General features: G+C 69.3%; 25 protein-coding genes and 1 pseudogene. 14 read left to right on the top strand and 12 right to left on the bottom strand.

Features of this window, described 5'->3' with window-relative positions:
* The first annotated feature begins 11 nt into the window (after positions 1-11).
* Positions 12-629, top strand: coding sequence for a carbonic anhydrase (locus tag A5753_RS00780; protein WP_067122123.1), 618 nt, complete (start codon positions 12-14; stop codon positions 627-629).
* Positions 630-758: 129 nt separating this feature from the next.
* Positions 759-1,565 carry a hypothetical protein gene (locus A5753_RS00785; RefSeq protein WP_156655847.1) on the top strand — a complete coding sequence of 269 codons (807 nt, stop codon included), beginning with the start codon at positions 759-761 and terminating at the stop codon, positions 1,563-1,565.
* 23 nt (positions 1,566-1,588) lie between these two features.
* On the opposite strand, the gene disA is transcribed toward A5753_RS00785, so the two are convergent.
* The 3 genes from disA to A5753_RS00800 form a co-directional block, all read right to left on the bottom strand.
* Positions 1,589-2,662 (bottom strand): DNA integrity scanning diadenylate cyclase DisA, encoded by a 1,074-nt coding sequence (gene disA / locus A5753_RS00790; protein ID WP_067122068.1) that lies wholly within the window; start codon positions 2,660-2,662, stop codon positions 1,589-1,591.
* Between the two features lie 6 nt (positions 2,663-2,668).
* Positions 2,669-4,105 carry a DNA repair protein RadA gene (radA, locus tag A5753_RS00795; RefSeq protein WP_067122071.1) on the bottom strand — a complete coding sequence of 479 codons (1,437 nt, stop codon included), beginning with the start codon at positions 4,103-4,105 and terminating at the stop codon, positions 2,669-2,671.
* A 64-nt stretch (positions 4,106-4,169) separates the two neighbouring features.
* The gene (locus A5753_RS00800; RefSeq protein ID WP_067122074.1) at positions 4,170-4,715 is read right to left on the bottom strand and encodes a hypothetical protein; all 546 of its coding nucleotides are present in this window, start codon (positions 4,713-4,715) and stop codon (positions 4,170-4,172) included.
* Positions 4,716-5,004: 289 nt separating this feature from the next.
* Here A5753_RS00800 and carD point away from each other — a divergent pair, with 289 nt between their 5' ends.
* From carD to A5753_RS00830, 6 genes are read left to right on the top strand one after another with little or no spacing between them, the layout of a single operon-like run.
* The gene (gene carD, locus A5753_RS00805) at positions 5,005-5,493 is read left to right on the top strand and encodes an RNA polymerase-binding transcription factor CarD (protein ID WP_007166539.1); all 489 of its coding nucleotides are present in this window, start codon (positions 5,005-5,007) and stop codon (positions 5,491-5,493) included.
* A 16-nt stretch (positions 5,494-5,509) separates the two neighbouring features.
* Positions 5,510-6,214 carry a 2-C-methyl-D-erythritol 4-phosphate cytidylyltransferase gene (gene ispD / locus A5753_RS00810; protein WP_067122077.1) on the top strand — a complete coding sequence of 235 codons (705 nt, stop codon included), beginning with the start codon at positions 5,510-5,512 and terminating at the stop codon, positions 6,212-6,214.
* Positions 6,215-6,216: 2 nt separating this feature from the next.
* The gene (gene ispF / locus A5753_RS00815; protein ID WP_369829279.1) at positions 6,217-6,699 is read left to right on the top strand and encodes a 2-C-methyl-D-erythritol 2,4-cyclodiphosphate synthase; all 483 of its coding nucleotides are present in this window, start codon (positions 6,217-6,219) and stop codon (positions 6,697-6,699) included.
* Between the two features lie 49 nt (positions 6,700-6,748).
* Positions 6,749-8,167 (top strand): cysteine--tRNA ligase, encoded by a 1,419-nt coding sequence (gene cysS / locus A5753_RS00820; protein ID WP_067122083.1) that lies wholly within the window; start codon positions 6,749-6,751, stop codon positions 8,165-8,167.
* Positions 8,168-9,100 carry a 23S rRNA (guanosine(2251)-2'-O)-methyltransferase RlmB gene (rlmB, locus tag A5753_RS00825; protein WP_067122086.1) on the top strand — a complete coding sequence of 311 codons (933 nt, stop codon included), beginning with the start codon at positions 8,168-8,170 and terminating at the stop codon, positions 9,098-9,100.
* Positions 9,101-9,135: 35 nt separating this feature from the next.
* Positions 9,136-10,095 (top strand): glycerophosphodiester phosphodiesterase, encoded by a 960-nt coding sequence (locus tag A5753_RS00830; protein WP_369829280.1) that lies wholly within the window; start codon positions 9,136-9,138, stop codon positions 10,093-10,095.
* Here the strand turns inward: A5753_RS00830 and A5753_RS00835 are convergent.
* Positions 10,092-11,504, bottom strand: a complete 1,413-nt coding sequence (locus A5753_RS00835) for an NAD(P)/FAD-dependent oxidoreductase (RefSeq protein WP_067122089.1) — start codon at positions 11,502-11,504, stop codon at positions 10,092-10,094. The two genes, A5753_RS00830 and A5753_RS00835, sit on opposite strands and share 4 nt — an antisense overlap.
* A gap of 169 nt (positions 11,505-11,673) precedes the next feature.
* On the opposite strand from A5753_RS00835, the gene A5753_RS00840 reads away from it, so the two are divergent.
* On the top strand, positions 11,674-14,316 hold the full coding sequence (locus A5753_RS00840) for a LuxR C-terminal-related transcriptional regulator (protein WP_067122093.1): 2,643 nt from the start codon (positions 11,674-11,676) through the stop codon (positions 14,314-14,316).
* Here A5753_RS00840 and A5753_RS00845 read toward each other — a convergent pair.
* From A5753_RS00845 to A5753_RS00875, 7 genes are all read right to left on the bottom strand, one after another.
* Complete coding sequence (locus A5753_RS00845; RefSeq protein WP_067122096.1) at positions 14,313-15,554, bottom strand: SLC13 family permease; 1,242 nt, start codon at positions 15,552-15,554, stop codon at positions 14,313-14,315. The two genes, A5753_RS00840 and A5753_RS00845, sit on opposite strands and share 4 nt — an antisense overlap.
* A gap of 13 nt (positions 15,555-15,567) precedes the next feature.
* The gene (locus A5753_RS00850) at positions 15,568-16,485 is read right to left on the bottom strand and encodes an MBL fold metallo-hydrolase (protein ID WP_067122099.1); all 918 of its coding nucleotides are present in this window, start codon (positions 16,483-16,485) and stop codon (positions 15,568-15,570) included.
* Complete coding sequence (locus A5753_RS00855; RefSeq protein WP_067122102.1) at positions 16,485-17,243, bottom strand: LamB/YcsF family protein; 759 nt, start codon at positions 17,241-17,243, stop codon at positions 16,485-16,487. Before A5753_RS00855 ends, A5753_RS00850 begins: the two co-directional genes overlap by 1 nt.
* A gap of 62 nt (positions 17,244-17,305) precedes the next feature.
* On the bottom strand, positions 17,306-17,989 hold the full coding sequence (locus tag A5753_RS00860) for a sensor domain-containing protein (protein WP_067122132.1): 684 nt from the start codon (positions 17,987-17,989) through the stop codon (positions 17,306-17,308).
* A 63-nt stretch (positions 17,990-18,052) separates the two neighbouring features.
* Entirely contained in the window at positions 18,053-18,913 is an 861-nt protein-coding gene (locus A5753_RS00865) for a metal ABC transporter permease (RefSeq protein WP_067122105.1), read from the bottom strand.
* Entirely contained in the window at positions 18,913-19,734 is an 822-nt protein-coding gene (locus A5753_RS00870) for a metal ABC transporter ATP-binding protein (protein ID WP_067122108.1), read from the bottom strand. The genes A5753_RS00865 and A5753_RS00870 overlap by 1 nt, the downstream gene beginning before the upstream one ends.
* Entirely contained in the window at positions 19,731-20,669 is a 939-nt protein-coding gene (locus tag A5753_RS00875; RefSeq protein ID WP_067122111.1) for a metal ABC transporter solute-binding protein, Zn/Mn family, read from the bottom strand. Before A5753_RS00875 ends, A5753_RS00870 begins: the two co-directional genes overlap by 4 nt.
* Before the next feature lie 127 nt (positions 20,670-20,796).
* Between A5753_RS00875 and A5753_RS00880 the strand changes: the two genes are divergently transcribed.
* On the top strand, positions 20,797-21,876 hold the full coding sequence (locus A5753_RS00880; RefSeq protein ID WP_067122114.1) for a LacI family DNA-binding transcriptional regulator: 1,080 nt from the start codon (positions 20,797-20,799) through the stop codon (positions 21,874-21,876).
* Positions 21,877-21,882: 6 nt separating this feature from the next.
* On the opposite strand, the gene kstR is transcribed toward A5753_RS00880, so the two are convergent.
* Entirely contained in the window at positions 21,883-22,482 is a 600-nt protein-coding gene (kstR, locus tag A5753_RS00885) for a cholesterol catabolism transcriptional regulator KstR (protein ID WP_082971109.1), read from the bottom strand.
* A 341-nt stretch (positions 22,483-22,823) separates the two neighbouring features.
* Here kstR and A5753_RS00890 point away from each other — a divergent pair, with 341 nt between their 5' ends.
* The 4 genes and pseudogenes from A5753_RS00890 to A5753_RS24170 all read left to right on the top strand — a co-directional run.
* Positions 22,824-24,947: an acyl-CoA dehydrogenase gene (locus A5753_RS00890; protein WP_067122140.1), complete on the top strand. Its 2,124-nt coding sequence runs from the start codon at positions 22,824-22,826 to the stop codon at positions 24,945-24,947.
* Between the two features lie 302 nt (positions 24,948-25,249).
* Positions 25,250-25,603 (top strand): hypothetical protein, encoded by a 354-nt coding sequence (locus tag A5753_RS00895; RefSeq protein ID WP_156655849.1) that lies wholly within the window; start codon positions 25,250-25,252, stop codon positions 25,601-25,603.
* A gap of 47 nt (positions 25,604-25,650) precedes the next feature.
* On the top strand, positions 25,651-26,115 hold the full coding sequence (locus tag A5753_RS00900; RefSeq protein ID WP_067122120.1) for a lipoprotein LpqH: 465 nt from the start codon (positions 25,651-25,653) through the stop codon (positions 26,113-26,115).
* Positions 26,116-26,165: 50 nt separating this feature from the next.
* Positions 26,166-26,816 (top strand): annotated as a pseudogene (locus A5753_RS24170) (hypothetical protein); the annotation flags it as partial.

Consider the following 26,816-nt stretch of genomic DNA (forward strand, 5'->3'; position numbering starts at 1 on the left):
CAATGTGTGCCATGCCCAACACCACTCCGGCAACAGCATGGAAAACACTCAAAGAGGGTAACGAGCGATTCGCCGCCGGACGCCCCGAGCATCCCAACCAAAGCGCCGAGCGCCGAGCGAGTTTGGCATCGGGCCAGCAGCCGATCGCCGCGGTGTTCGCCTGCGCCGACAGCCGGGTGGCCGCCGAGCTCCTGTTCGATCAGGGATTGGGCGACATCTTCGTGGTTCGCACCGCCGGGCAGGCGATAGACACGGCGGTATTGGGTTCCATCGAGTACGCGGTGGCGGTGCTGAACGTGCCGCTCGTCGTCGTCGTCGGCCACTCCGGCTGCGGTGCGGTAAAGGCGGCCGTGGGAGCGATCGATGACGGCGCGGTGCCCGGCGGCTTCGTGCGTGACGTCGTGGAGCGCGTGGCTCCGTCGATCCTGGTGGGCCGCCGCGACGGCCTGAGCAGTGTCGACGAGTTCGAGAAGCGGCACGTTGCCGAAACCGTCGCACAGCTGGCGTCTCGGTCCACGATCATCGCCGAACGGTTGGCCGCGGGCACCCTGGGGATCGCCGGCGTCACCTATCAGCTTGCCGATGGGCGGGCCGAGCTGACCGACCACGCCGGCGATCTGGGCGAGTAACCCCGCGGCGAATACGGGCCGGGCGACGCGGGTGGTCCGGCCGTTACTACACGGCGGTTGGCCGGCAAACCCGGCGACACGCCGAGGCGGGTCAACCGAATCGGCGTGACCTGGGCCTACGCTGCGAACGTGCTCGATCTGGAACCGCGTGGCCCGCTACCCACCGAGATCTATTGGCGGCGCAGAGGCCTGGCCATTGGTATCGCGGTCGTCGTGATCGGGATCGTGGCCGCCGTCGTCATCGCATTCATGGGGCATAACGCGGGAGCCAAGCCCGCCAACGCCGACAAAGCGACCGCCGCTCAGAACAAGCCGGCATCGCCCGCGCCGCAGGCGCGCCCACCGGCAGGACCCGAGGCACCCGCTCCGGTGGTGCCGCCCGCGCAGGGCCAGAACCCCGAGACTCCCACCCCCACCGCCGCGGTGCAGCCGCCGCCGATCCTGAAGGAGGGCGACGACTGCCCCGATTCGACGCTGGCGGTCAAGGGTCTGACCAATGCGCCGCAGTACTTCATCGGTGACCAGCCGAAGTTCACCATGGTCGTCACCAATATCGGGCTGGTGGCCTGCAAGCGCGACGTCGGCGCCGCGGTGCTGGCCGCCTACGTCTATTCGCTGGACAACAAGCGGCTGTGGTCGAACCTGGACTGCGCCCCGTCCAACGAGACGCTGATCAAGACCTTCACGCCGGGCGAGCAGGTCACCACCGCGGTGACGTGGACGGGAATGGGTTCGGCCCCGCACTGCCCGCTGCCCCGGCCGGCGATCGGACCGGGCACCTACAACCTGGTCGTGCAGCTGGGCAATCTGCGTTCGATGCCGGTTCCGTTCATCATGAACCAGCCGCCACCGCCGCCGGGTCCGGTGCCCGGACCGGGGCAACCGGGCGCCGTGCCGCAGCCCGAGGCGCCGCCGATGCCCCCGCCGGCCGGCTGAGGCCGACACACATCAATTCGCACCTAGTTCAACGAGTCGGTGATCGTCGACTCGGCCAGTTGCGACAGTCCTTCCCGCACGTGGCGGGCCCACATCGCGCCGATGCCGTCGACCGATTGCAGGTCGTTGGCGCTGGCCGCCAGCACGTTCTGCAGCGTCCCGAATGAGCGAACCAGTAGGTCGGCATGGGCGAACTGCAGCCGGGGGATGCCGGCCAGCGCACGGTAGCCGCGCGGGCTGACCGCCGAATCCTGCGCCTCGGTTGTCGTCGGATACCCGAAAACCTTTGCCAGGATGGTGAAGTCGAGCAGCTCGGTATCCGACAGCGCGTCCAGCTCGTCGAGCGTGGCCGTCACCGGCGCCTCGGACAGCGGCTCCGGGCTGGCGTGATAGTCGCGCACGATCAGTTCGCGGGCATCCTCGTTGCCGCCCAGCAGCTCGTCGAGCTGCAGCCGCAGTTGGCGGCCGTCGGTGCCGAGTTCCACCACGTCGTTGTCGATCACCTCACCGATGCGGCGGACCAGCTCGAGCCGCTGCACCACCGTCAAGACGTCACGCAACGTGACGAAGTCCTCGATCTCGGCGCGCGACAGCTGCCTGCTGACCTCGTCGAGCCGGATCTTGTAGCGCTCCAGGGTCGCGATGGCCTGGTTGGCCCGCGACAGGATGGTCGCCGAGTCGGCGACCACGTGGCGCTCCCCGCCCACGTAGACGGTCACGATGTTCATCGAGTGGCTCACCGAGATCACCGGATAGCCGGTCTGGATCGCGGCCCGCTCCGCGGAGCGGTGCCGGGTTCCCGATTCGTCGGTCGCGATCGACGGGTCCGGAACCAGCTGCACGTTGGCCCGCACGATGCGGCTGCCGTCGGTGGACAGCACCACCGCGCCGTCCATCTTCGCCAGCTCGCGCAGCCTGGTGGGGGCGTAGCGCACGTCCAGGGCGAACCCGCCGTCGCAGATGGCCTCGACGGCCTCGTCGTTGCCGAGCACGATCAGCGCGCCGGTACGCCCACGCAGGATGCGTTCCAGGCCGTCACGCAGCCCGGTGCCCGGAGCCAGGCGGGCGACGGTCTCACGCAGCGTCGGACGGGTCACAAAAGGTCATTCTTCAGGGCGAGCGCGCCATGCGTCTAGCGATCGCACGTTTGCGGGCGGGCCACCCCGGTGGCCGGCGATGTCGACCATGTGCTCCAGCGCCGCCACGATGGTGGGCGCACGCAGCGCCCGCATGCCGTTCGGCACGATCTCGCGCCGGGGATCGTCCCCGTCGGGGATGAGCGCGATGCTGAACCCCTGGCGCGCGGCCTCGGACAGGCGCCGCTCCATGCCGGTGACCCGCCGGAGGTCTCCGGCCAATCCCACCTCGCCGATCATCACCGCCGTGGTGGGCAGCGGCAGGTCCGCGAGCGCCGAGGCCAGCGCGACCGCCACCGCCAGGTCCGACGACGGGTCGGTCAGCCGCATGCCGCCGACCGTGGACAGGTAGATGTCGTTGGCGGCGACGGGCAACCGGGCGTGCTTTTCCAGCACCGCGGTGATCATCGCGGCCCGCGATTGGTCGATGCCGCTGACGGCGCGGCGCGGCGAGCCGCCCGCCGGCGTGGCAAGCAGCGCCTGCACCTCACCGATGAGCGGCCGCTTCCCGTCGAGCGTCACGGTGATCGCGGTGCCGGGAACCGGGGCCGGGCGCTGGTCCAGGAACAGGTTCGACGGGTCCGCGACGCCCTCGATCCCGTTGTCGTGCAATAGGAAACACCCGACCTCGTCGGCGGCCCCGAACCTGTTCTTGATCCCGCGGACCATCCGCAGCGAGCCGTTGCGGTCGCCCTCGAAGTGCAGCACCACGTCGACCAGATGCTCCAAGGACCGTGGCCCGGCGATGGCCCCGTCCTTGGTGACGTGCCCGACCAGGATCAGCGCGACCCCATTGGATTTGGCCGCCGCGGTCAGCGCTGAGGTCACCGCGCGCACCTGCGTGACGCCACCGGCCACGCCGTCGACCTCGGTGGTCGACATGGTCTGCACCGAGTCCACGATCACCAGCGCGGGCTTGACCGTGGCGATGTGCTCGAGCACGGCGTGCAGATCAGATTCGGCGGCCAGATAAAGCTCATCGCTGCCGCAGCCGATGCGGTCGGCGCGCAGCCGGATCTGGCCCGCGGACTCCTCGCCGGAGATGTACAGCGCACGCCGGCCGGATTGCGCCCAGCGATGGCCGACCTCGAGCAGCAGCGTCGACTTGCCCACACCCGGATCGCCGGCCAGCAGGGTGACCGAGCCGGGCACCACGCCGCCGCCGAGCACCCGGTCGAGTTCGTCTACACCCGTCGAGCGGTGCCGGCTGGCGTTGGGCTCGACGGAAGTGATGGGCACGGCCGGCGAGGCCGTCGCCAGGCCGCTACGACGGCCGGCGACCGCGCTGAGAACCGGGACCTCGTCGACCGTGCCCCAGGTGCCGCACTCCAGGCAGCGGCCGACCCACTTCGCGGTGACATGCCGGCATTCCGAACACCGGTATTGGGAGCGCGCTGTTGCCACGCCATGACGGTATCGAGCCGCTACGACAAGCCCGCGTCACGACAGGCGGTTAGTCCGCTTGGTTTTACTGCGCTGGCTTGAGCCCGGCCGAGATCGGCACGGCAACGGTCGCCTGCCCGGCCTTCTCGAAATTGAAGGTGAAGTTGTAGGTGAGGCCGTTGGAGATGGGCTTGGCCAGGTTCACCGTCGCCTTGGCCGCTGCGGTGTTGGAACCGATTGGCCCCGGCGCCACCTTCTCGCCCTCCGGCGTGCCGACGAACAGCGACCCGCCGGCAGGCAGCCGAGCGTCGCCGCTGACGGTCACCGTGCCGATCTCGCTGGTGATGCCGATCAGTCTGTCGGCGGTAGTCGCCGACTGGTTGACCGCCACCAGCACCAGATCCACGGTCCGGCCCGGCTTCAGTTCGTCACCGGTTTGGCTGGCCTGGATCCGGATGTTGCGCAGCGCCACGTTGTTGACGGTGACCTTGTTGCCGTTGATGGCGGGCTCTTGGACCGCCATCTGCGAGACCTGACCGGCTCCGCAACCGCTGAGCAGAGCGGCCAGAACGGCCATCGCGCCGGCGACGGCGAGCGCGGGGAGGCCGAGACGGATCTTGAAGCGGTTCACTGTCTCAAGCCTCCTGCTGAGCCGGTTCGACTAATGCAACTATGCACAGTAGTAGCAAGGTCTCGCGCGCGATAGCGCGGGGCGCCAGACCTGCGCAGGAGCGCCGCGGGAGGCGTTTTCAAACCAGCCGCCGGGCCACCGCGGGGGCATTGGTAATGTGCTGCATTGCACGACTTGATCCCCATGTCAACCCCTAATCTTCGCGTGTTGTGCCCCTGACCTGCATCGTTGCTTCGCGCGTAGTTGGGTGGCCGTGTTAGGATGAAGTAACGAAAGGGGCTCGAATCAGATGATCTTCAAGGTCGGCGACACCGTTGTTTATCCTCATCACGGTGCTGCGTTAGTCGAGGCGATCGAAACCCGCACCATCAAAGGGGAGCAAAAAGAGTATCTCGTCTTGAAGGTGGCGCAGGGTGACCTGACCGTTCGGGTTCCCGCTGACAACGCTGAGTACGTCGGTGTCCGCGACGTCGTCGGACAAGAAGGTCTGGACAAGGTTTTCCAGGTGCTGCGCGCCCCGCACACCGAAGAGCCGACCAACTGGTCACGCCGCTACAAGGCCAACCTCGAGAAGCTTGCTTCCGGCGATGTCAACAAGGTCGCCGAGGTAGTCCGCGACCTGTGGCGTCGCGACCAGGAACGTGGTCTGTCGGCCGGCGAGAAGCGGATGCTGGCCAAGGCCCGACAGATTCTGGTCGGTGAATTGGCGCTGGCCGAGAGCACCGACGACGCCAAGGCAGAGACCATCCTCGACGAGGTTCTGGCCGCCGCTTCCTGAAGGTCCTGACACTTCGGTGGCCCCGGAGACGGGCACGTCAGGCAAAGTAGTCGCAGTCGTTCCCGCCGCAGGGTCGGGCGAACGACTGGCCGCCGGAATTCCCAAAGCATTCTGTTTGGTTGACGGCCGCACGCTGCTGCAGCGCGCCGTCGCCGGTTTGCTGGAATCCGGGGTCGTCGATCACGTCGTGGTGGCGGTACCCGCCGACCGGATCGACGAGGCCACGCGACTCTTGGGTGATCACGTTTATACCGGCCGGCTGACCGTCGTCGCGGGCGGCCCCGACCGCACCGAGTCGGTCAACCTGGCCCTGGCGGCCTTGCCAACGGCTTGCGAGTTCGTGCTCGTACACGACGCCGCGCGGGCTTTGACGCCCCCGGCGCTGATCATCCGCGTGGTGGAGACGCTGCGCGCCGGTCACGACGCCGTGGTTCCAGCGCTGAGCCTGCATGACACCATCAAGGCCGTGGACGCCAACGGGGTGGTCCTGGGGACGCCGGAGCGCACGGGGTTGCGCGCCGTGCAGACCCCGCAGGGCTTCGCGACCGATCTGCTGTCGCGTGCCTACCGTGCCGGGGCCGGGATGCCCGGTTTCACCGACGACGCGTCGCTCGTCGAGCACGTCGGCGGCCGGGTCCAGGTGGTCGAGGGCGATCCGCTGGCATTCAAGATCACCACCCAGCTCGATTTGTTGCTGGCCGAGACCGTGGTGCGCCGGTGAACGTGCCGGATCCCTTCCCGAGGGTCGGACTGGGCGTCGACGTGCACCCCATCCAACCCGGGCGCCCCTGCTGGCTGCTGGGTCTGCTTTTTGCCGACGCGGACGGCTGTGCCGGACATTCCGACGGCGACGTCGGCGCGCACGCGCTGTGCGACGCGGTGCTGTCGGCCGCCGGGATGGGCGACGTGGGCGCGGTGTTCGGCGTCGACGATCCGCGCTGGAAGGGCGTCAGTGGCGCCGACATGCTGCGCCATGTCGCGGATCTGACGTCGCACCAAGGCTTCCGGATCGGCAACGCCGCGGTTCAGGTCATCGGGAACCGGCCGAAGGTCGGTCCGCGCCGCGACGAGGCGCAGCGCGTGCTGTCGGAATTGCTGGGCGCGCCGGTCTCGGTGTCGGCGACGACGACCGACGGGTTGGGGCTGACCGGACGGGGCGAGGGGCTCGCCGCCATCGCCACCGCGCTTGTGATCGCCACCGGGTAAGCCCGCGCAGCGCCGGACGCCGCGGAAGCACCCGGTAAGCTGGCACGTCGTGACCGATCACGCCCGCTTGCGGCTACACGACACGGCGGCCGGTGCCGTGCGTGAGTTCGTTCCGCTGCGCGAGGGTCACGTCTCCATCTACCTTTGCGGCGCCACCGTCCAGGGCCTGCCGCACATCGGCCATGTCCGCAGCGGGGTGGCCTTCGACATCCTGCGCCGGTGGCTGATCGCCCGCGGCTGCGACGTCGCGTTCATCCGCAACGTCACCGACATCGAAGACAAGATCCTGGCCAAGGCGGCCGCCGCGGGTCGCCCGTGGTGGGAGTGGGCGGCCACCTACGAGCGCGCCTTCAGCGCCGCCTACGACGCACTGGACGTGCTGCCCCCGTCGGCCGAGCCGCGAGCCACCGGGCACATCACCCAGATGGTCGAACTAATGGAACGGCTGATCGAAACCGATCACGCCTACGCCGCCGGCGGCGACGTCTACTTCAACGTGCTCAGCTATCCCGAATACGGGCAACTTTCCGGCCACAAGATCGACGACGTCCATCAGGGCGAGGGGGTCGCCACCTGCAAGCGTGACCAGCGCGACTTCACGTTGTGGAAGGGTGAAAAGCCCGGCGAGCCGTCGTGGCCCTCGCCGTGGGGGCGGGGACGCCCGGGCTGGCACCTGGAATGCTCCGCGATGGCCCGCACCTATCTCGGCCCAGAATTCGACATTCATTGCGGTGGAATGGATTTGGTCTTCCCGCACCACGAGAACGAAATCGCCCAGAGCCGTGCAGCCGGCGACGGATTCGCTCGTTACTGGCTGCACAACGGCTGGGTGACGATGGGCGGGGAGAAGATGAGCAAATCGCTGGGCAACGTGCTGGCGATTCCGGCGTTGCTGCAGCGCGTGCGCCCCGCCGAACTGCGCTACTACCTGGGCAGCGCCCACTACCGGTCGATGCTGGAATTCTCCGAGGTCGCCCTGCAGGACGCGGTGAAAGCCTATGTGGGAGTTGAGGACTTCCTGCACCGCGTTCGGGTGCGGGTGGGCGGCGTCGAGCCCGGCCGTTGGACGCAGAATTTCGCCGAGGCCCTCAACGACGACCTGGCCGTGCCGGCCGCGCTGGCCGAAGTGCACGCTTCCCGCGCGGAAGGCAACCGGGCCCTGGACTCCGGCGATCACGAAGGCGCGCTGCAACATGCCGGCGCGATCCGCGCGATGATGGGCATCCTCGGTTGCGACCCCCTCGACGAACGCTGGGAGACCCGCGACGAGACGTCGGCGGCGCTGGCCGCCGTCGACGTGCTGGTCCAGGCGGAGCTGGAGAACCGGCAGAAGGCGCGCGAGGAACGCAACTGGGCGCTCGCCGACGAGATCCGCGACCGGCTCAAGTACGCCGGCATCGAGGTCACCGACACCGCCGACGGCCCGCAGTGGGAGCTTTTGGCCCACGAAGAAAAACGCGACAAATAAATGGCCGGCAACTCGCGTCGCCGTGGCGCGATCCGCAAAGAGGGCAGCAAGAAGGGCCCCACCGTGGGTTCGGGGGGCCAGCGCCGCCGCGGCCTGGAGGGACGTGGCCCGACCCCGCCGGCCCACCTGCGCCCCAACCATCCGGCCGCTAAGCGCGCCAAGACCCAGGCCCGTCGGCCGGCGCGGGGCCGAACCGACGAATCCGAGACGGTGCTCGGCCGCAACCCGGTGCTGGAGTGCCTGCGGGCCGGGGTGCCGGCAACCGCGCTCTACGTGGCGCTGGGCGCCGAAGCCGACGAGCGGCTGACCGAATCCGTCACCCGCGCAGCCGATTCGGGAATTTCTATCCTTGAGGTGCCGCGCACCGATCTGGACCGGATGACCAGCAACCACCTGCATCAAGGAATAGCGTTGCAGGTGCCGCCCTACGACTACGCCCACCCCGACGATCTGGTTGCCGCCGCGATCGCCTCGCCGCCGGCGCTGCTGGTCGCGCTGGACAACATCTCCGATCCCCGCAACCTGGGTGCCATCGTGCGTTCGGTGGCGGCGTTCGGCGGCCACGGGGTGCTGATCCCGCAGCGACGGTCGGCCTCGGTGACCGCGGTAGCGTGGCGCACCAGCGCCGGGGCCGCGGCCCGCATCCCGGTGGCGCGCGCCACGAACTTGACCAGGACACTGACGGATTGGGCCGGACGCGGGCTGCGGGTGGTCGGGCTGGACGCCGGCGGTGACACCACGCTCGACGACATCGACGGCACCGATCCGCTGGTGGTCGTCGTCGGCTCGGAAGGCAAGGGACTGTCGCGCCTGGTGCGACAGAACTGCGACGAAGTCGTGTCCATCCCGATGGCTCAGGACGCCGAATCGCTGAACGCGTCCGTGGCCGCCGGGGTGGTGCTCGCCGAAATCACGCGCCAGCGCAGGGGTTAAGCCGGGTGCCCGGCGCGCCCGCGCGCCTTCGTGCCGTGCTGGTGGTGCTGCTGGCCGTTGCGTTGTGGCCTGTCGGCCTCGCCCGCGCCCAATCGCCCGACTTCGACCTGCAGGCCCACCGCGGCGGGCGCGGGGAGGCCACCGAGGAGTCCCTGCGAGCCTTCGCCAAGGCGCTCGAATTGGGCGTCAGCACTTTGGAACTCGACGTCGTCCTCACCAAGGACGGGCAACCGCTGGTGTGGCATGACCCGACGATTCAGCCCGAGAAGTGCGCCGACACCACGCCCGCGTTCGACGCTGACCCGCAATATCCCTACGTCGGTAAGCTCGTGCACGAGCTCACCCTGGCGCAGGTCGACACCCTGGACTGTGGCCGCCCGCTCAGTGATTACCCTCGGGCCGAAGTGGTGCGGGGCAACAAGATAGCGACGCTGCCGCAGGTGTTCGCGCTCGCCGACTCCTACGGCGCCGATGCGATCCGCTACAACATCGAAACCAAAGTGGAGGCCGATCAGCCCGGCGCATCCGCGCAACCGCAGGAGTTCGTCGACGTGATCCTGGCCGCGGTCAGATCGGCGGGCAAGGTCGACCGCATACAGATCCAGAGCTTCGACTGGCGCACCCTGCCACTGGTACGCGCCGCCGAACCGTCAATTTCACTGGTGGCCCTGTATGACGCGCGGACTTGGGCGGCTGACTCCCCGTGGTTGGCCGGCGAAAATGCCGCTCTCATCGGCGATCCCCTGGTCGGCGCGCGCATGGTGGGTGCGGACGTCGCCGCGCCGGACTACCAGCTGGTCGCCGGCCGGTCGTACGTCGACCACGCGCATGCGTTGGGACTCAAAGTGATTCCCTGGACGGTGAACGACGCCGCCGCCATGCGCCAGCAGATCGGCTTCCGGGTCGACGGCATCATCACCGACTACCCGACGGTGTTGCGTGGCGTGCTCGCCGAACTGTCGATGCCGTTGCCGCCGGTGTACCGGCGCGGCTAGCGGGCCACGCTGCCGGCCAGGTCGCCGTCCGCGCGAGCCGGCCGCTTGTCGACCCCGCGCGGTCGGCGGCGGTTGGCCAGCGCGGCCCGCCACATCATGTCCGGGCGCAGCAGCCGGGAAGCGGGGTCGATGAGGGCGGTGACTTTGACGAAGCGATCGACCGCGGCGGGGTCGTATTCGGTCGCGGTGAGTATGCGATCGATGTACCCGTTGAGCAGTCGGGTGAGCAGCGGTGGGGTGCCCTCTATTTCGGGTAGGCACAGGTCCGGGTTGGCCGACAGTTCCCACGCCTGGCGGATCGGCACCGCGGCGGCCCGAAAGAATCGCCGCGCCAAATCCTTTGTGCCACCGGACAAGCAGTCACGTAGCGCCACCGCCTCCAGCGCTGCGACGGTCATGCCCTGACCGTAGATCGGGTTGAAGCTGCAGATCGCGTCGCCCATGACCAGCAGGCCGTCGGGGAAGCGTCGCATCTTGTCGTAGCGGCGCCACTGACTGGACGGCTGGCCGTGCCGGGTGGGCTCCCCGATGGGTTCGGCCGACAGGACCGCGGCCAGCAGGTGGGGCGGTGCGCAGTCCCAGACGAACTCGCACATCGATATCAGGTCCGTCGACGGCGCGTGGCCGGCGACGCCGAAAACGGTGAACATCCAGGTGTCGTTCTCCGCGCGCAGCATGCCCAGTCCGCGCGGCCGGCCCGGCACCGTCCCGACGACGAATCCGAATTCGTGTAGCGCGTCCGGCGCCATGCGCAGGCATTGGCTCGCATAGGTCAGGTGCACCGGTACGTGCACCTCTGGCGGGCGCTCGTAGCCCAGTGTGGTCAGCCATGCCGGGGTGCGGGCGCCGCGCCCGGTGGCATCGAGCACCAGGTCCGCGCTCAGCGTGATGTCCTCGCGGGTCTGGCGGTTGGCGATTCGGGCGCCGGTGACGCGCTTGCGGTCCGACGTCGTGGTCAAGTCCACAACGTCGTGCTCATCGAGCAGCGTGACGTTGGCGATGCGGCGCAGTCGCGCGCGGACGTGTTCCTCGAGGAAGGGCCGGGTGGCAAGATATGCGGCGAACGAGGGGGCACCGCCGGTGCGCACCATGAGGTGCCCGCCCAAGTGGTAGTACAGCCGGGAAAGGTCCCGGCCATCCAGGTGATGTGCACCGTCCATGACCATCTCGTCGAGGACGCCCGGGAACAATTGCTCGAGTACCTGAGCACCGCGGGGCAGCAGGCCGTGCAGGTGGCGACCCTGCGGGACGCCCCGGCGAGCGGCGGCGGTGTTGTCGGGCGCGATGTCAGGCAGCGGATCGCGCTCCACCACCGTGACCGTGCTGAAGAACTCGCTGAGCGTTCGCGCGGCGACCAGACCCGCCATGCTCGCTCCCAATACCACTGCGTGATCGCCGAGCTTTGCCATAACCCACCACCTGTGCTGAGCGCCTGTCTGACAAAAGCCATGCTCATGGTCCGGAAATGGGGTCGACAGCGTAGTCGACTACGTCATTGCTGCGGGGCGGCCGCACGTAAGGTCCCCAAACACCGGCAAAGCCTCCCGTTCGAGCCTCGCGCGCCGTTATAGTCGCCGAGTGATCGGCGCCAAGCCGCTGACCGGGCGTGACAGCGAATGGGGGATCATTCGTCGCGCCCTGAGTCCGGGTGGCACCCACACGGGCGTGGTGATCGCGGGAGCCGCCGGAGTGGGCAAGACCTGGCTCGCCCGTGAAGTGCTGCGGCGCGCCGAGGCTTCGGGCGAGCGGACCAAATGGATCGTCGGCACCGATTCGGCGCAGGCGCTACCCCTGGGGGCGTTCATCGGCGTGATGACCGAGGCGCTGAACGAGGCACAGTCGGATCCGCTGACCGATGTGCGACGAGTGATCAATTCCTTTGTCGCGCAACAGCGTCAGCGTCGCGTGGTGCTGGGGGTCGATGACGCGCACCTGCTGGACGGACTGTCCGCGCTCGTCGTCCACCAGCTGGCGCAGTCCGGTGGGGTCCGGCTGGTGGTCACCGTCCGCAGCGGCAGCGACGAGCCCGATGCGGTGACGGCGCTGTGGAAAGACGGCCTGTTGGAAAGGATTGACCTGCAACCGTTTTCGGCCGCGGAGACGCGCGAAGTCATCGAAAGCAAGCTGGACGGTCCGGTCGATGCCCGCAGCGCAAACCGGTTCCAGAAGCTGACCGGTGGCAATGCGCTGTTCCTGCGGCAGCTGGTGGCCGATCAGGTGGCCGCCGGGCGGATGCGCAAGACGGCCGGGGTGTGGATGTGGGACGGCGATGTCGCGGTCTCTGCGAGCATGTCCGACACGGTGGGCCGCCAGATGGGTCGACTCAGCCCGGAAATGGCGGTGGTGATCGACACGTTGTCGCAGTGTGAGCCGCTGGCCGTGGAGGTGCTGTGCGATTTGGCCCCGCGCGGCGAGCTGGCCGCGGCCGAGCGGATGGGACTGGTCAGCATCGAACGCACCGGCGCCGGGTTGACGGCCAGGCTCGCCCATCCGCTGTTCGGTGAGCTGCGCCGTGCGGGCGCCGGCGAGCTGTACCTGTCGGAGATCCGTGGCAGGCTGGCGACGCGGCTGGCCGAAGACGGTGACGCCGACATGCAGGCCACGGTGCGCCGCGCGCTGCTGCGTCTCGAGTCCGACCTCGATCCCGACCCCGTGCTGTACCTGGAAGCGGCACGGCATGCGATGACCCTGTTGGATCTCGATCTGGCCGACCGGTTCGCCACCGCCGCCACCCAGGCCGGTGCGCCCGGGGCGGCGGGCGTGCGGGCCATGAACCTGGCGCTGCTCGGACGCGGTGAGCAGGCCGAGGCGGCGCTGCGCGAGATGGCCGACGGTGACCTGCCCGACGGCCATCACTGGGCGACGGTGCGGGCGGCCAACCTGATCTGGCACCTCTTCAGGCCCAAAGACGCGGCCGAGATCCTCGACCGTCTGGCGGCGCTTGATCCCGAGACGCCGGCCCAGCGGGCGGAGCGGTTGGCGGTGCAGGCATGCCTGGACGCGGTGGCGGCGCGCTGTGCGATGGCGACCGCGAATGCCCGGGCCGCCCTGGCTTTCCCCGAGCTGCCCGGCTTCCACGCGGTGATGGCGTCGCTGGCGCTGATCATGGCTATGGGTGCGCTGGGTCAGGTCGATGACCTCGACGACCTGGCCGAGCAGACGCTGCGGCGGGCGACGACCTCGTTTCAGGCATCGCATATGCGGTTCTGGTTCGGCGCCGTCTACGGGCGTGCCTGCCGGTTGACCGGACGGATCGATGAATTCGTCGGCACGGCACGGCGACTAGCCGATTCGTCCCGTGACATTCCGGGCCTGGCATATGCCAACCTCGCCCTGCTGTCGGGCAACGCCGAACTGGCCCGCGGCGCTGTCGCCGAGGCGGCCCGGCTGGTGCACGAGGCGGTGGCCGGGGTTCAAATCCACTACGTCACAACGGGTTTGCGGCCCGCGAGCTATTTCGCGTTGGCCGAGGCGCACGCCAAGCTCGGCCAGCCCGACGAGGCGAATGAGGCGGTCGCCGCGGCGCGGTCGTGCGTACCGGCCGACTTTTTGTTCATGCACACCGGCCTGTCACTTGCCCAGGGGTGGGCCTTGGCGGCGAGCGGCCGGTTGGCCGAGGCCGTGGCGGGCGTGAAGGAGGCGGCGCGGATTGCCCGCGATCGCGGCCAGCCCACGCACGAGCTGGCCTGTATCCAGGCGGCGGCGCAATGGGGTGACGCCTCGCAGGCGGTGCGGGCGCGCGAGCTGGCCGACGTGTTGTCACTGCCGCTGGCCGCCGCGATCGCGGCGCATGTGGAGGCGTTGTCGGCCAAGGATGGTGAGGGCTTGCTGGCGGCCTCGGCGGCGTACCGGGGCATCGGCGATCGGGTCGCGGCCGCCGATGTCGCGGTGCAGGCTTCGGTGGTGTTCGACGAACACCAACACCGCCGCCGCGGGCTGTACGCTGCGGCGCTGGCCCGGGAATTGGCCGACGATTGCGGTGGCTTGCACACGCCGGCGCTGCACACTCCGACCGGCCTGAAGTTGTCTGGCCGGCAGCGCGACGTCGTCGAACTCGTCGTGGCGGGCCTGTCCAACCGCGAAATCGCCGAGACGCTGGTGATGTCGGTGCGCACCGTGGAGGGCCACGTGTACCGGGCCTGCCAGCGGGTGGGGGCGCAGTCGCGCGAGGAGCTCGCGTCGATCATCCGGTCGGGCCCCTGCGGCCAGCCTGCGCCCTAGAGGCCCAGCAGCCGCGCCGAGGCCCACAGCGCGGCCACCGCCACCGCCAGCGAGGCGGGCACCGTGCACACGCCGAGCCGGGTGTATTCGCCGACACCGGCATCGACGTCGTGCTGGCGTAACACGCGCCGCCACAACAGGTTCGACAGCGATCCGACGTAGGTCAGGTTCGGGCCGATGTTCACCCCGATCAGCACCGCCAGAACCGCCACCGGCCCGCTGGAGGCGACCAGCGGCAGCAGCACGAGCGTGGCGGGCAGGTTGTTCACGACGTTGGCCAGCGCGGCGGCTAGCGCGGCGATGGCGAGCAGCGCGGGCAGGCCCGAACCCGACGGCAGCACCGCCGACATCGCCCGGTCCATCCCGTTGAGCATGACCGCCTGCACCACGACGCCCAGCGCCAGCACGAACACCAGGAACGAGACGTTGAGCGAGCGCACGATGTCGGACACCGAGGTGTGCCGGCGCCGCAGGCTGCGCACCGCCAGCACCGCGGCGCCACACAGCGCTACCCAGGCCGGGGCGATGCCCACGGACTGGGCAATCGCGAACCCGGCGAGCGTCAGCGCGACGACCACCAACACGAACACCGGCGGGCGCGGCGGCGCGCCCAGCTCTTCCGGATCGGGCTGCACCCGCAGGTCTCTGGCGAAGAACCACCGGAAGATCACGTAGAGGACGGCTATCGCGCCCACCCACGGCGCCGCCATCGCGAGGGTGAACTTGGTGAACGAGAGATGGGCGGTGTGGAAGGCCAGCAGGTTGGTCAGGTTCGACACCGGCAGCAACAGCGAGGCGCCATTGGCCAGATGGGCGGTGGCGTAGGCGTAGGGCCGCACCCGGGTGCGCTGCCGGCGCACGGCCGCCAGTACCACCGGCGTCAGCAACACCACGGCCGCGTCCAGGCTCAGCACCGCCGTGATCAGCGAGGCGATGACGAACACGCGCCGCAGCAGGCTGCCCGACCCGGCCCGCCCCCGGGTGATCGCCGCGCCCGCGGCCTCGAACAGGCCCTCGTCGTCACACAGCTTGGCCAGCACCAGCACAGCGCCCAGGAACGCGACCACCCCGGACAGGTCGGCGACCTGTTTGACCGCCTGGTGCACCGAGATCGCGCCGACCGCGATCAGGATCAGGGCCGCCGGGACGGCGGCCAGCGCCTCGGGCCAGCCACCGGGGCGCGCGACGGCGAACGCCAGGACCACAGCAAGCAACAACAGCGCAAGCGTCAGGGCCAAGGTTTGAACCGCTTTACTTCCAAGGGTCTTCGCGCCGCCACACCGTGGGCAGGTGCACGTCGACACCGTCCTGTCCGGCCAGCTCGTCGATGATGCCGACGGAGACGTTCAGGTCGTCGCCGGCATAGGTCAAGGCGCGCAACGGTTTTGTCAGCGGGCGGAAGAAGTCGTCCCAGTGGATGAGGATGACCCGGCGAGCCCCCACCGCTCGCACGGTCTCGGTCCAGAAGTCGACCAGGTATGACCGCGGCTGCAGCCCCAGCTGCCCCACGGACAGGTACACGGCATCGGCGTGGTGGCCGGCCAGCGCGCCCTCGACGAAGCCGGCACTGCCCTGGATCAGCAGTCGCCGGCCCGTCGGACGGTGGTGCACCAGCGTCGACCAGGACTCCCCGCAGCGATACGCCGACGCTTTCACCGGTGGGGTCACCGGTTCGTCGATGACGCCGGGAAACCTGTCGGGCGGGCAGTGGTGCGACTCGACCAGGGTGACGTCGTAGGCGCCCAGCTGCATCGGTTCGCCGTCGACCGCGACGACGATCCGGTTCTCCGGCAGGCCGTATCCCCGACCGACGTTGGCCGCCGACCGCCCGCCGACCAGTTGCGCGCCGGTGCGGTCGGCCACCAGCGCGGAGTCCAGCACGTGGTCGAAGTGGGTGTGCACCGGTATGACCGCTGCCAGCCGCGAAACCTTCGCCCGCGCAAGGCATCCGTCGACGCGTGCGGGCGAGGGTGCCACCTTGCCGGCCGCGACCTGGGCCAGGCTCGGGCGGGAGAAGTAACCGTCGGTCATCAACGCCGACTTGCCGTCATCGATCAGCAGGGTCGCCACACCCATCCAGGTCACCGAGAGCCCACCGGGTTCTGCGGCGGGGGCGTCGAACCGGTCCGCGTACCGCGCGATGTCGGGGCGCCCGAATTTGAGTCGCATCAGCAGAACCCCCTGACCTCGGTGCCCGCCGCCACGAGTTTCTCGCGAACGTCCGCGGCGATCTGCACCGCTCCCGGCGAATCACCATGCACGCAAACCGATTCCGCCTTCAAGGTAAGCATGGTGCCGTCGATCGCGGTGACCTGCCCCGAGGTGACCATGGTCGCCACCCGGTCGGCGATCGCCGCCGGGTCGTGCAGCACGGCGCCCTGCTCTCGCCGCGACACCAGCCGGCCGTCCGGCCGGTAGGCCCGGTCGGCGAAAGCCTCTGCGACCGTGCGCAACCCGCGGCGGGCGGCTTCGTCGAAGAACGCTGAGTCCGCCATGCCCAGCACCGGAAGCCCGGCATCCACCAGGCGCACCGCCTCGGCCACGGCGGCCGCCTGTTCGGTATGGGACACGATCGTGTTGTACAGCGCGCCATGCGGTTTGACGTATGACACCGCGGAGCCGGCCGCGTGCGCTATCGCCTGCAGCGCGCCAATCTGATACATCACGTCGGCGATGAGGTCCTCGGCGGCGACGTCGATGAAGCGCCTGCCGAACCCGGCCAGGTCTCGGTAGCTCACCTGGGCTCCGATCCGGACCCCACGCTGGGCGGCCGACCGGCATACCCGCAGCAGGCCCGCCGGGTCGCCGGCGTGAAAACCGCACGCGACGTTGGCGCTCGTGACGATGCCGAGCATGGCGTCGTCGTCACCCAGGCGCCAGACACCGAAGCCCTCGCCCAGGTCGGCGTTGAGGTCGATACCGGCCACCCGCCCAGCTTATGGGGGCGCCCGGGCGCCGGCGTAGCCGGAGGATGCGGTGCGGCGCCCAGCTATTGCCTGGCGACCTTGGCGGCGATCTGCTCGGCGAGGTCAACCGCCGACCCGCCGGGCAGGAAGGAGCCGCAGGTGGCGACGTCGATCACGACGTTGTTGCGCGCGGTCAGCGCGCGCTGGCAGCTCCAGCCGTCGCTGGCTTCCTGGATTTCGGACGTGCTCAGCGTGCCGCCGACCTTGTGGGCCTCGCCCACCTTCCACACAATTTCGGGCTTGTCGGTGGGACGTTCGGCAAACGTGCGATTGGCGCAGCCGAACCACCGTCGCACCGAGGCGTCGTAGAAGGTGTTGGCCTTCCGTGCGGACGGATAGGCGATCACTGCCTGGATCGCCGAGTTGTTGCGGACCGCGGGGTCGTCGAAGTTGTCGTCGAGGCGCTGGGCACGCATCGCCGTCCAGCCGGTGTCCGCGTAGACGGCTTCCTGGGCGGGGCCGTCCATGGCAAGGCAGGTCTTGTCGCTGAAGGTCGAGCTCCAGTCCCACATCGCCTGCGCGCCGTACCGGAGTCGCATGCCCGACCTGAGCGAGGAGTTGATCTGATCCACATCGAGCAGCAGTGCATCCAGGGCCGCGGCGGGCACCGGGGTCTGCGACAGCGGACCGGAGGTGTCGGCGGGCGACGCGTTTCCACCGACGACGGTGGTACAGCCGGTCGCCAGTGCGGACACCGCCGCCTGCATCAGGAACGCGATTCGCCGGCGCACGTTGCCTTCTCCGGACGTTGGTCGATCTCTGCGCCCAGCTTAGGCGGCAGCGGATCGGCGGCGCCCGATCGACCAGCAGACCAGATAGATCAGAAAGGAGATGCCGGCGACGAAGACCGACACCGGCACGCCGGGCGCCAGCGACAGCACCAGTCCGCCCACGGCGGACACCTCGGCGAACACCACCGAGGTCACCATCGCCGCCGCGGGCGAGGAGACCACCCGGGCCGCCGCGGCCGCCGGGGTGATCAACAACGACATCACCAGCAGCGCCCCAACGATCTGTACCGCCTGGGCCGCAACCACGCCGACCAGCGCGGCGAACACGATGCCCAGTGCGTAGACCGGCACACCGCGCGCCGCGGCGACGTCGGGATCGACGGTGGCGAACAGCAGCGGGCGGTAACAGGTCGCCAGCACGGCGATGACGAGCAGGCAGACCAGCGCCAGCATGGTCAGGCCCGTGTAGCCGACCCCGACGATCTGGCCGGTCAGCAGGGCGAAGCTGGTCGAGGTGTGGCCCGGGTAGAGGTGGATGAACAGCACCGCCAGGCCCAGCCCGAAGGCCAGCACCACGCCGATCACCGAATCGCGCTCCCGGTCGCGCCGCCCCAGCACGCCGAACAGCGCCGCGGCCAGGGCGCTGCCGATCAGCGCGCCCGCCCCCACGCCGAATCCGACCAGCAGCGCGAAAGCGGCTCCGGTCAGCGACAATTCGCTGGAACCGTGCACGGCGAACGACATCTGCCGCATGACGATGAACGGCCCGATCAGCCCGGCCACCAGCCCCAGCAGGGCGGCCGCTACCACCGCCTGCTGCACGAAGTCGTGGCCGAGCAGGTGCGCGGTGATGTCGAAGGAGAGCAGATTGTCCAGCAAGTCGACGAGCCGACGCTCCATCAGCAAAACCCGTCGTCGCGCGCGCCGGCTACCACGTAGCCGTCCTTGACCCGCACCACTTGAATGTCCGACTGGTACAGCGCCGAGAGTGTCTGGCTGGTCATCACCTGCTCGACGGTGCCGATCTCGAACCGGCCGTCGACCAGATACAGCAGCCGGTCCACGTACGGCAGGATCGGGTTGATCTCGTGGGTGACGACGATGACCGTGGTCGCCGCGTCCTGCCGGCGCCGCTCGATCAGCGCCGATACCAGCTTGGCGTTGGCCGGATCGAGCGTCAGCAGCGGCTCGTCGCACAGCAACAGCAGCGGGTCGCTGACCAACGCCTGGGCGATGCGCACCCGCTGCAACTCCCCGCCCGACATCGTCCCGACCCGGACGTCCGCCAGGTGCTCGCCGTTGACCTGTCGCAGCGCCTGCCGCACGGCCGCGCGCCGGCGGGCCCGATCGGCGGACCGCAGCGGGAGCGCACCCCAGCGTGGTCCGTCGATGCCCAGCCGAACCAGGTCGCGCCCGCGCAGCATCACGTCGGCGTCCATCGGATGATGTTGAGGCACATAGCCGATACGCCCGCTGCCCGAGGTGATCGGCTTTCCATCCACCAGCCCGGCACCGGCGCTCAGTGGCAACTGGCCGAGCAGCACCTTCAGTAGCGACGTCTTGCCGCTGCCGTTCGGGCCGAGCACCGCGATGAACTCGCCGCGGGCCACCGACAGGTCCAGGTGGTCCCACAGCACGCGGTCGCCGAACGACAGTCGCGCGCCGCGCAGCGACACGGTCTCGGCGGCGTCTTCGACGGCCGCGACGGGCTCGAGACTCATGACCGCACGGGCCGGCTCGACTGCAACGCGGACTGCAGCTGGCTGACCGTATTGCGTTGCCACGTAAGGTAATCGGTGCCCTCGGTCAGCGTTTCGGCCACATCGGTGACCGGGACACCCGCGCGCCGAGCGGCGTCGCGCAGGCCGTTGATCGCGGTCGTGGAGGTCTGCGGATTGATCAGCACCGCCGACACCTGACGCCGGTTGACCAGGTCGAGAACCATCGCCATGTCGGCCGGCGCGGGATCGGTCTCGTTCTCGATGGCCGCCTCGAACGCGGGCGGCGTGCGGCTCACCAAGCCCGACGCCTTCAGCAAATAAAACGCGACCGGTTCGGTCGCGATAACCGAGGTGTTGGGGTAGCTGGTTGCGATCGCGTGTTCGGCGCCGGCGATGGAGTCGGCGCCGCGGCCGAACGCGGTGGCGTTGGCGCGATAGTCGGCGGCGTTGCCCGGATCGATCGTCGCGAGGCGCTCGGCAATGGTGGCGGCAACGGATTTGGCGACGGTCAGGTCGTAGAAGACGTGCTCATTGCGGGGCTGTCCGTCGGTCTCCAGGAAGGAGAAGGCGACGACCGGCTTGGCGTCGCGGTGGCGGGCCAGCACCTCGTCGACCCAGCCGTCATAACCGCCGCCGTTGGAGACGACCAGCGGGGCATCGGCGATCGCGGCGGCGTCCGCCGGGCTGACCTCGTAGGAGTGCGGGTCGATCTCCGCCCCGCTGAGGATGGATTTGACGGCGACGTGACGGCCGGTGACGGCACGCGCCACGCTGCCCCACACGTCGGTGGAGGCGACGACGGAGAGGGCGTGAGAGTGCGCCGCGCCGCTGCAGCCGGCGAGCAGCACGCCGCCGGTCAGCACCAGAGCGGCCGCCAGCCATCGCGTCGCATCGGCGGCCCTGGCCCCAGCCGTTCGTCGCCGCGTCAGTGCCATGCGCACGTCCGATTCCTCCCGCCGGCCAGTCAGCCGATCCACAATACTAATGAAAACCGTTTCCATTACAAAGCCGCAAGCTGAAGCGCATACGCGGGTGCCCCGGTCCGCTGTAGCCTCACCGAACGTGAGCCCCCCACCGCGCCGGCGTGCGACTCTGGCGTCGCTGGCCGAAGAGCTCAACGTTTCGCGCACGACGATCTCGAATGCCTTTAACCGGCCCGATCAGCTCTCGCCGGACCTGCGTGAGCGGGTGCTCGCGACGGCCAAGCGGCTGGGATACGCCGGCCCCGACCCGGTGGCGCGATCGCTGCGGACCCGCAAGGCCGGCGCGGTCGGTCTGGTGATGGCCGAACCGCTGACCTACTTCTTCAGCGACCCCGCCGCGCGGGAGTTCGTCACCGGGGTGGCGCAGGCGTGTGAGGAGGTGGCGCAGGGGCTGATGCTGGTCGCCGTAGGACCCAGCCGCAGCCTCAAAGACGGCACAGCCGCTGTGCTTTCGGCCGGCGTGGACGGCTTCGTGGTGTATTCGGTGTGCGACGAAGATCCCTACCTGCAGGTAGTGCTGCAGCGCCGGCTGCCGGTCGTCGTCGTCGACCAACCCAAGGGCTTGGCCGGCGTATCGCGGGTGGGTATCGACGACCGCGCCGCGATGCGCGAGCTTGCCGACTACGTGCTGGGCCTGGGGCACCGCGAGATCGGGCTGCTGACCATGCGGCTGGGGCGGGATCGACGCCAGGGCCTGGTGGACGCCGACCGGTTGCGCTCGCCCGCGTTCGACGTGCAACGCGAGCGCATCATCGGCGTGTGGGACGCGATGGCGGCCGCCGGTATCGACCCGGATTCCCTGACCGTGGTGGAAAGCTACGAGCACCTACCCGAGTCTGGCGGCGCCGCCGCCAAGGCGGCCCTGGAGGCCAATCCGCGGATCACCGCGCTGATGTGCACCGCCGACATATTGGCTTTGTCCGCCATGGATTACCTACGGGCACACGGCATTTACGTGCCCGGGCAGATGACCGTCACCGGTTTCGACGGCGTGCCCGACGCCATCAACCGCGGCCTGACCACGGTGTCGCAGTCCAGCCTGCAGAAGGGTTGCCGGGCCGCGGAGCTGTTGTTGGAGCCGCCGCGATCGGGCCTGCCGGCCGTCGAACTCCTGGACACCGAGCTGATCCGCGGCCGCACCGCCGGTCCGCCGGCGTGAGCCCGCCTACTTGGAGTCTTGGTCGCCGATCAGCAACCGCACGGCCAGGTCCAGCCGCTTGCTGACGTCGGTCGCCGAGGCCCGGCGGGTGAGCCACGCCAGCAGGTTCGACAGCCACACGTCAGAGATCACCCGGGCGATGTGGTACTGGTCCTCGGTCGGTTCGCCGTCGGCCATCGCCCGCGCGAACATCGAATCGATGAGCTTCTCGACCTGGTCGACCTCGCTGGCCGCCGACGCGTCGGCGAACACGTAGGCCCGGGTCATCGCCTCGGTCAGCAGGGGGTTGCGTTGCATCGCCCGGTTAAGCTTTTGCACCATGAAGTTGAGTCGGTGAAAGGGGGTGCCGCCGGTCATGGCGGAGCGGTCCGTCTTGGCGTCGATGCGGCCGAACTCGCGGCCCAGCGCCGACACGAGCAGGTGCACCTTCGAGGGGAAATACCGGTACAGCGTCCCCACCGCGACGTCGGCGCGATCGGCCACTGCGCGCATTTGCACCGCTTCGTAGCCGCCCTTGGAGGCGATGGCCATGGTGGCATCGAGGATGCGCTTGCGGCGTTCCCGCTGCGCCTCAGACCCCAGTTCGGATTCCGCCAGTACCGCCACGTTCATGACCTCGCGCGGCAGCGAGTCGGAAACGCGGCTCGGATTTGGGTCGGCTGGCATGTGACGGTTTGCTCCTGTTCCCGGCGGTTCGTTAGCAAACGATACGCATTCTGCGCGTGAATCTCCCACCTCCATACCGCCGCGGACAAGCGTTGTGCTGCTGTGATGGCGTTCGACTTGACGGTCGATCACTGGCACTATTAGAACACGTTCTAGTCTCCGAAGAGCGGGTTGCGTGCCAACATGCGAGGGAGAGGTACCCGCTCGGCGGGCAGATCGCACAATCAGGGCAAGGGCCTAACCCTTGTCACGTCGACGTCATGGACGCGGAGGTCCTCAGGGTGGTAGCGACCGTCACCGACGAGCAGTTTGCCGCGCGAGCCCTGGTGCGCGACTGGGCCCGCAATTCGACGTCCGGGCCTGGCGGAACCGCGGCGATCCGCGACGTGGAGCAGGGTAAGTCCGACGCATGGCGGCCGGTGTTCTCCCGGCTGGCGGAACTGGGGATCTTCGGCGTCGCGATCCCGGAGGAATTCGGCGGCGCGGACGGCAGCATCGAAGACCTGTGCGCGATGGTCGAGGAAGCGGCGAAAGCGCTGGTCCCCGGGCCGGTCGCCACCACCGCGCTGGCCACGTTGGTCGTCTCCGACCCCGAGTTGCTGGGCGCCCTCGCCTCGGGTGAGCGCTTCGCCGGCCTGGCGCTGGAGGGCGACATCGAGTTCGACGACGCGACGTCCAAGGCATCGGGCACCGTGGCGTTCGCGCTGGGGGTGGCCGACGGTGCCGTGCTGTTGGCGCCGGCCGGCGACAAGTGGCTGCTGATCGACACCGACGGCGAGGGTGTGCAGATCGAGCCCCTGCAGGCCAGCGACTTCTCCCGCCCGTTGGCGCGGGTGACGCTGGACTCGGCCGCGGCCACGGTGGTGTCGGACAGCCGCGAACGCGTCGAGGAGCTGGCCGCGACGGTGCTGGCGGCCGAGGCGGCCGGCATCACCCGGTGGTCGCTGGAGACCGCCGTCGACTATGCCAAGGTCCGCGAGCAGTTCGGCAAGCCGATCGGCAGCTTCCAAGCCATCAAGCACATCTGCGCCGAGATGCTGTGCCGTGCCGAGCAGGCCGAGGTGGCCGCCGCCGATGCCGCGCGCGCCGCGGCAGAGGGCGACGAATCCCAGTTCTCCATCGCCGCGGCTCTGGCAGCGAGCACCGGCATCGCCGCCGTGAAGGCCAATGTCAAGGACTGCATCCAGGTGCTCGGTGGCATCGGGTGCACCTGGGAGCACGACGCGCACCTGTACCTGCGCCGGGCCCACGCCATCGGCCGCTTCCTGGGCGGGGCAGAGACCTGGCTGCGCCGGATCACCGCGCTGACCCAGGCGGGCGTGCGACGCCGGCTGGGTATCGACCTCTCCGAGGTCGAGGACCAGCGCCAGGAGATCGCCGCCGCCGCCGCCCAGATCGCCGCCCTGCCCGAGGAGAGGCGACAGGCGGCGCTGGCCGAGGCGGGTCTGCAGGCGCCGCACTGGCCGCCGCCGTACGGGCGCGGCGCGGGACCGGCCGAACAGCTGTTGATCGATCAGGAGCTGGCGGCGGCCGGTGTGGCCCGGCCCGACCTGGTGATCGGTTGGTGGGCGGCGCCAACGATCCTCGAGCACGGCACGCCGGAGCAGGTCGAGCGTTTCGTGCCGGGCACCACGCGCGGCGAATTCCTTTGGTGTCAACTGTTTTCCGAGCCGGGAGCCGGTTCGGACCTTGCCTCGCTGCGCACCAGAGCGGTCCGGACCGACGGCGGCTGGCAGCTGACCGGGCAGAAGGTCTGGACGTCGGCGGCGCACAAGGCGAAGTGGGGAGTGTGCCTGGCGCGCACGGATCCGGATGCGCCGAAACACAAAGGCATTACGTACTTTTTGGTGGAGATGAGCTCACCGGGCATCGAGATCCGTCCGCTGCGCGAGATCACCGGCGATTCGTTGTTCAACGAGGTGTTCCTCGACAACGTGTTCGTGCCCGACGAACTCGTGGTCGGCGAGGTGAACGACGGATGGCGGCTGGCCCGGACCACGCTCGCCAACGAGCGGGTGGCGATGGCCAACGGAACCGCGCTGGGCAATCCGATGGAGGAGCTGCTCGAGATGCTGTCCGAGCTCGACCTCGACGCGGCGGAGCAAGACCGATTGGGCCTGTTGATCGTCACCGCGCAGACCGGCGCGCTGCTGGATCAGCGGATCGCTCAGCTGGCCGTCGGCGGGCAAGACCCCGGGGCGCAGTCCAGTGTTCGCAAGCTCATCGGCGTCCGCTACCGCCAGGCGCTGGCCGAATTCACCATGGACGTATCCGAGGGCGGCGGCCTGGTGCACAACCGGGCGGTGTTCGATTTCCTCAACACCCGCTGCCTGACGATTGCGGGCGGCACCGAGCAGATCCTGCTGACGGTGGCCGCCGAGCGGCTTCTTGGCCTGCCCCGCTGATACCGAGGCTTTCGGCCACCCGTTGCTCGCGCGAGCTTTGACGGCTGATGGCGGGTTGCGGCGAACCCGTTAGGCGAAAAGTGTAGGGAAATCCCTAATTGAGACGGCTGCGCGCGCGGCCTTAGCTTATAGCGACCGCTCCGGCGATAGTTGCTTCATCGTAAGACTGCGGGCGCGCCTGCGCGCGGCGGCGGTCGCGTATCGAAAGGGATGACATGCCAACGGATTTGGCTCACCGCCATGCTGACTTTTGCCGGAGAAGGCGCGCAAGCAAGGCGCAACGGCCGGGCGCCCTGGCCGGTTTGCTCGCGGCCGTTGCCATCGCGATGGGCGCCGCGCCGCCGGTTATGTTGCCCGCCGCCAAGGCGGACCCCACGCAACACACGGTTGTGTACCGGATCCTCGGGGGCGGCGACGTCTTCTCCGTCATCCCGGACCCCGGAACCCCGGTGTATCCGGCGAGCACCACAACCTGGGTTTCAGTCCCCTGGTCGCAGACCGTGCAGGTGACCGGGAGCCCGTACCTGGCGTTGAACTACACCGACAAAACCGGCGGTCCGCACGACTGCGCGATCCAGGTTGACGGGCATTCCGTCAGCCTCACCGAGCACACGGCCGGTAGGTGCGCCTACCAGATCCCGGGCCCCGCGCAGTAACCGTCGGGGTCGCGAACAGTGGACACCCCACATGAAGGAGAACAGCGGTGAAGCGTCAGATCATCGTCGGTGTAGCCGGCCTGGCCATCGTAATCGCCGGTGGCGCCGGCTGTTCCGGCAATAAGTCGAGTCCGCAAGTGTCGAACTCGGCTGGTTCGCCCGCCGGGCCGCAAGTGATCGTCGACGGCAAGACCCAGAACGTCAGCGGTCCGGTCACCTGCAAACCGGTTGGCGACAACATCAACATCGGCATCGGCGACCCGGCCAAAGGCGTCGGGGCGGTGGTCAGCAAGGACAACCCGCCAATCGTTCACGCGGTCGGACTGGGCAACGTCGACGGCATCACGCTTGGTTTCTCCGACGCCGCGAAGGGGCAGGGCGGGAACGCCGGAGCCGCGGTGGGCGACAACGCCATTCAGATCAAGGGCACCGCGACCGGTGCCGATGTGAGCGATCCACACCTGCCCAAGCCGGTGACCAAACCCTTTGAGATCGACGTGACCTGCCCGTAGCGCAGCCCAGCCGAATCGTTCGGACCACAGCCCGAGAGGGGACGAAACCAATGTCGATCAAACGCCTCGCCGCAGCGGCGGCAGTCGCGACGGGCCTCGGAATGTCGGTAACGGCTATCGACGGGGGCTTCGCGAACTCCGCCCCGCTGGACCCGGCGTGCCCCAGCTGGCAGAAGAACTGCTCCGGTAACCCCGGCCCCAACCCCGGATACGGGGGCACCGGCACGCCCCCGGTACCCACAGCACCGCACGGCACGCCGCCGCCACAGAGCACGTGGCAGTCGACGCCGCCGCCGCACACCACGCAACCGCCCAGCACGCCACCGCCGCCCAGCACGTGGCAGTCCACGCCCGCGCCGCACAGCACGCAACCGCCACCGAGCACGCCGGCGCATAGCTCCCCGCCGCCGGCGTCGAGCACCTGGCAGCAGCCGCCGCCGAACAGCACGACGGCCCCCATGCCGACCGAATGCCCCAACTGGGACAAGAACTGCACCCCAGCCCCCGGTCCCAGCCCGAATTCCGGTTACGGCGGCTCGGGGACGACGCCGCCGAACAACACGCCGCCGAGCCCCTGGCAGCAACAGGCGCCGAACAACACGCCGCCGAGCCCCTGGCAGCAGCCGGCGCAGAACGGCTCGACGTCGTCGATGCCGACGGTATGTCCCGCCTGGTACAAGAACTGCACCCCCGCGCCCAAC

It is taken from the genome of Mycobacterium sp. 852002-51971_SCH5477799-a (assembly GCF_001667145.1).
Taxonomy (GTDB): Bacteria; Actinomycetota; Actinomycetes; order Mycobacteriales; family Mycobacteriaceae; genus Mycobacterium.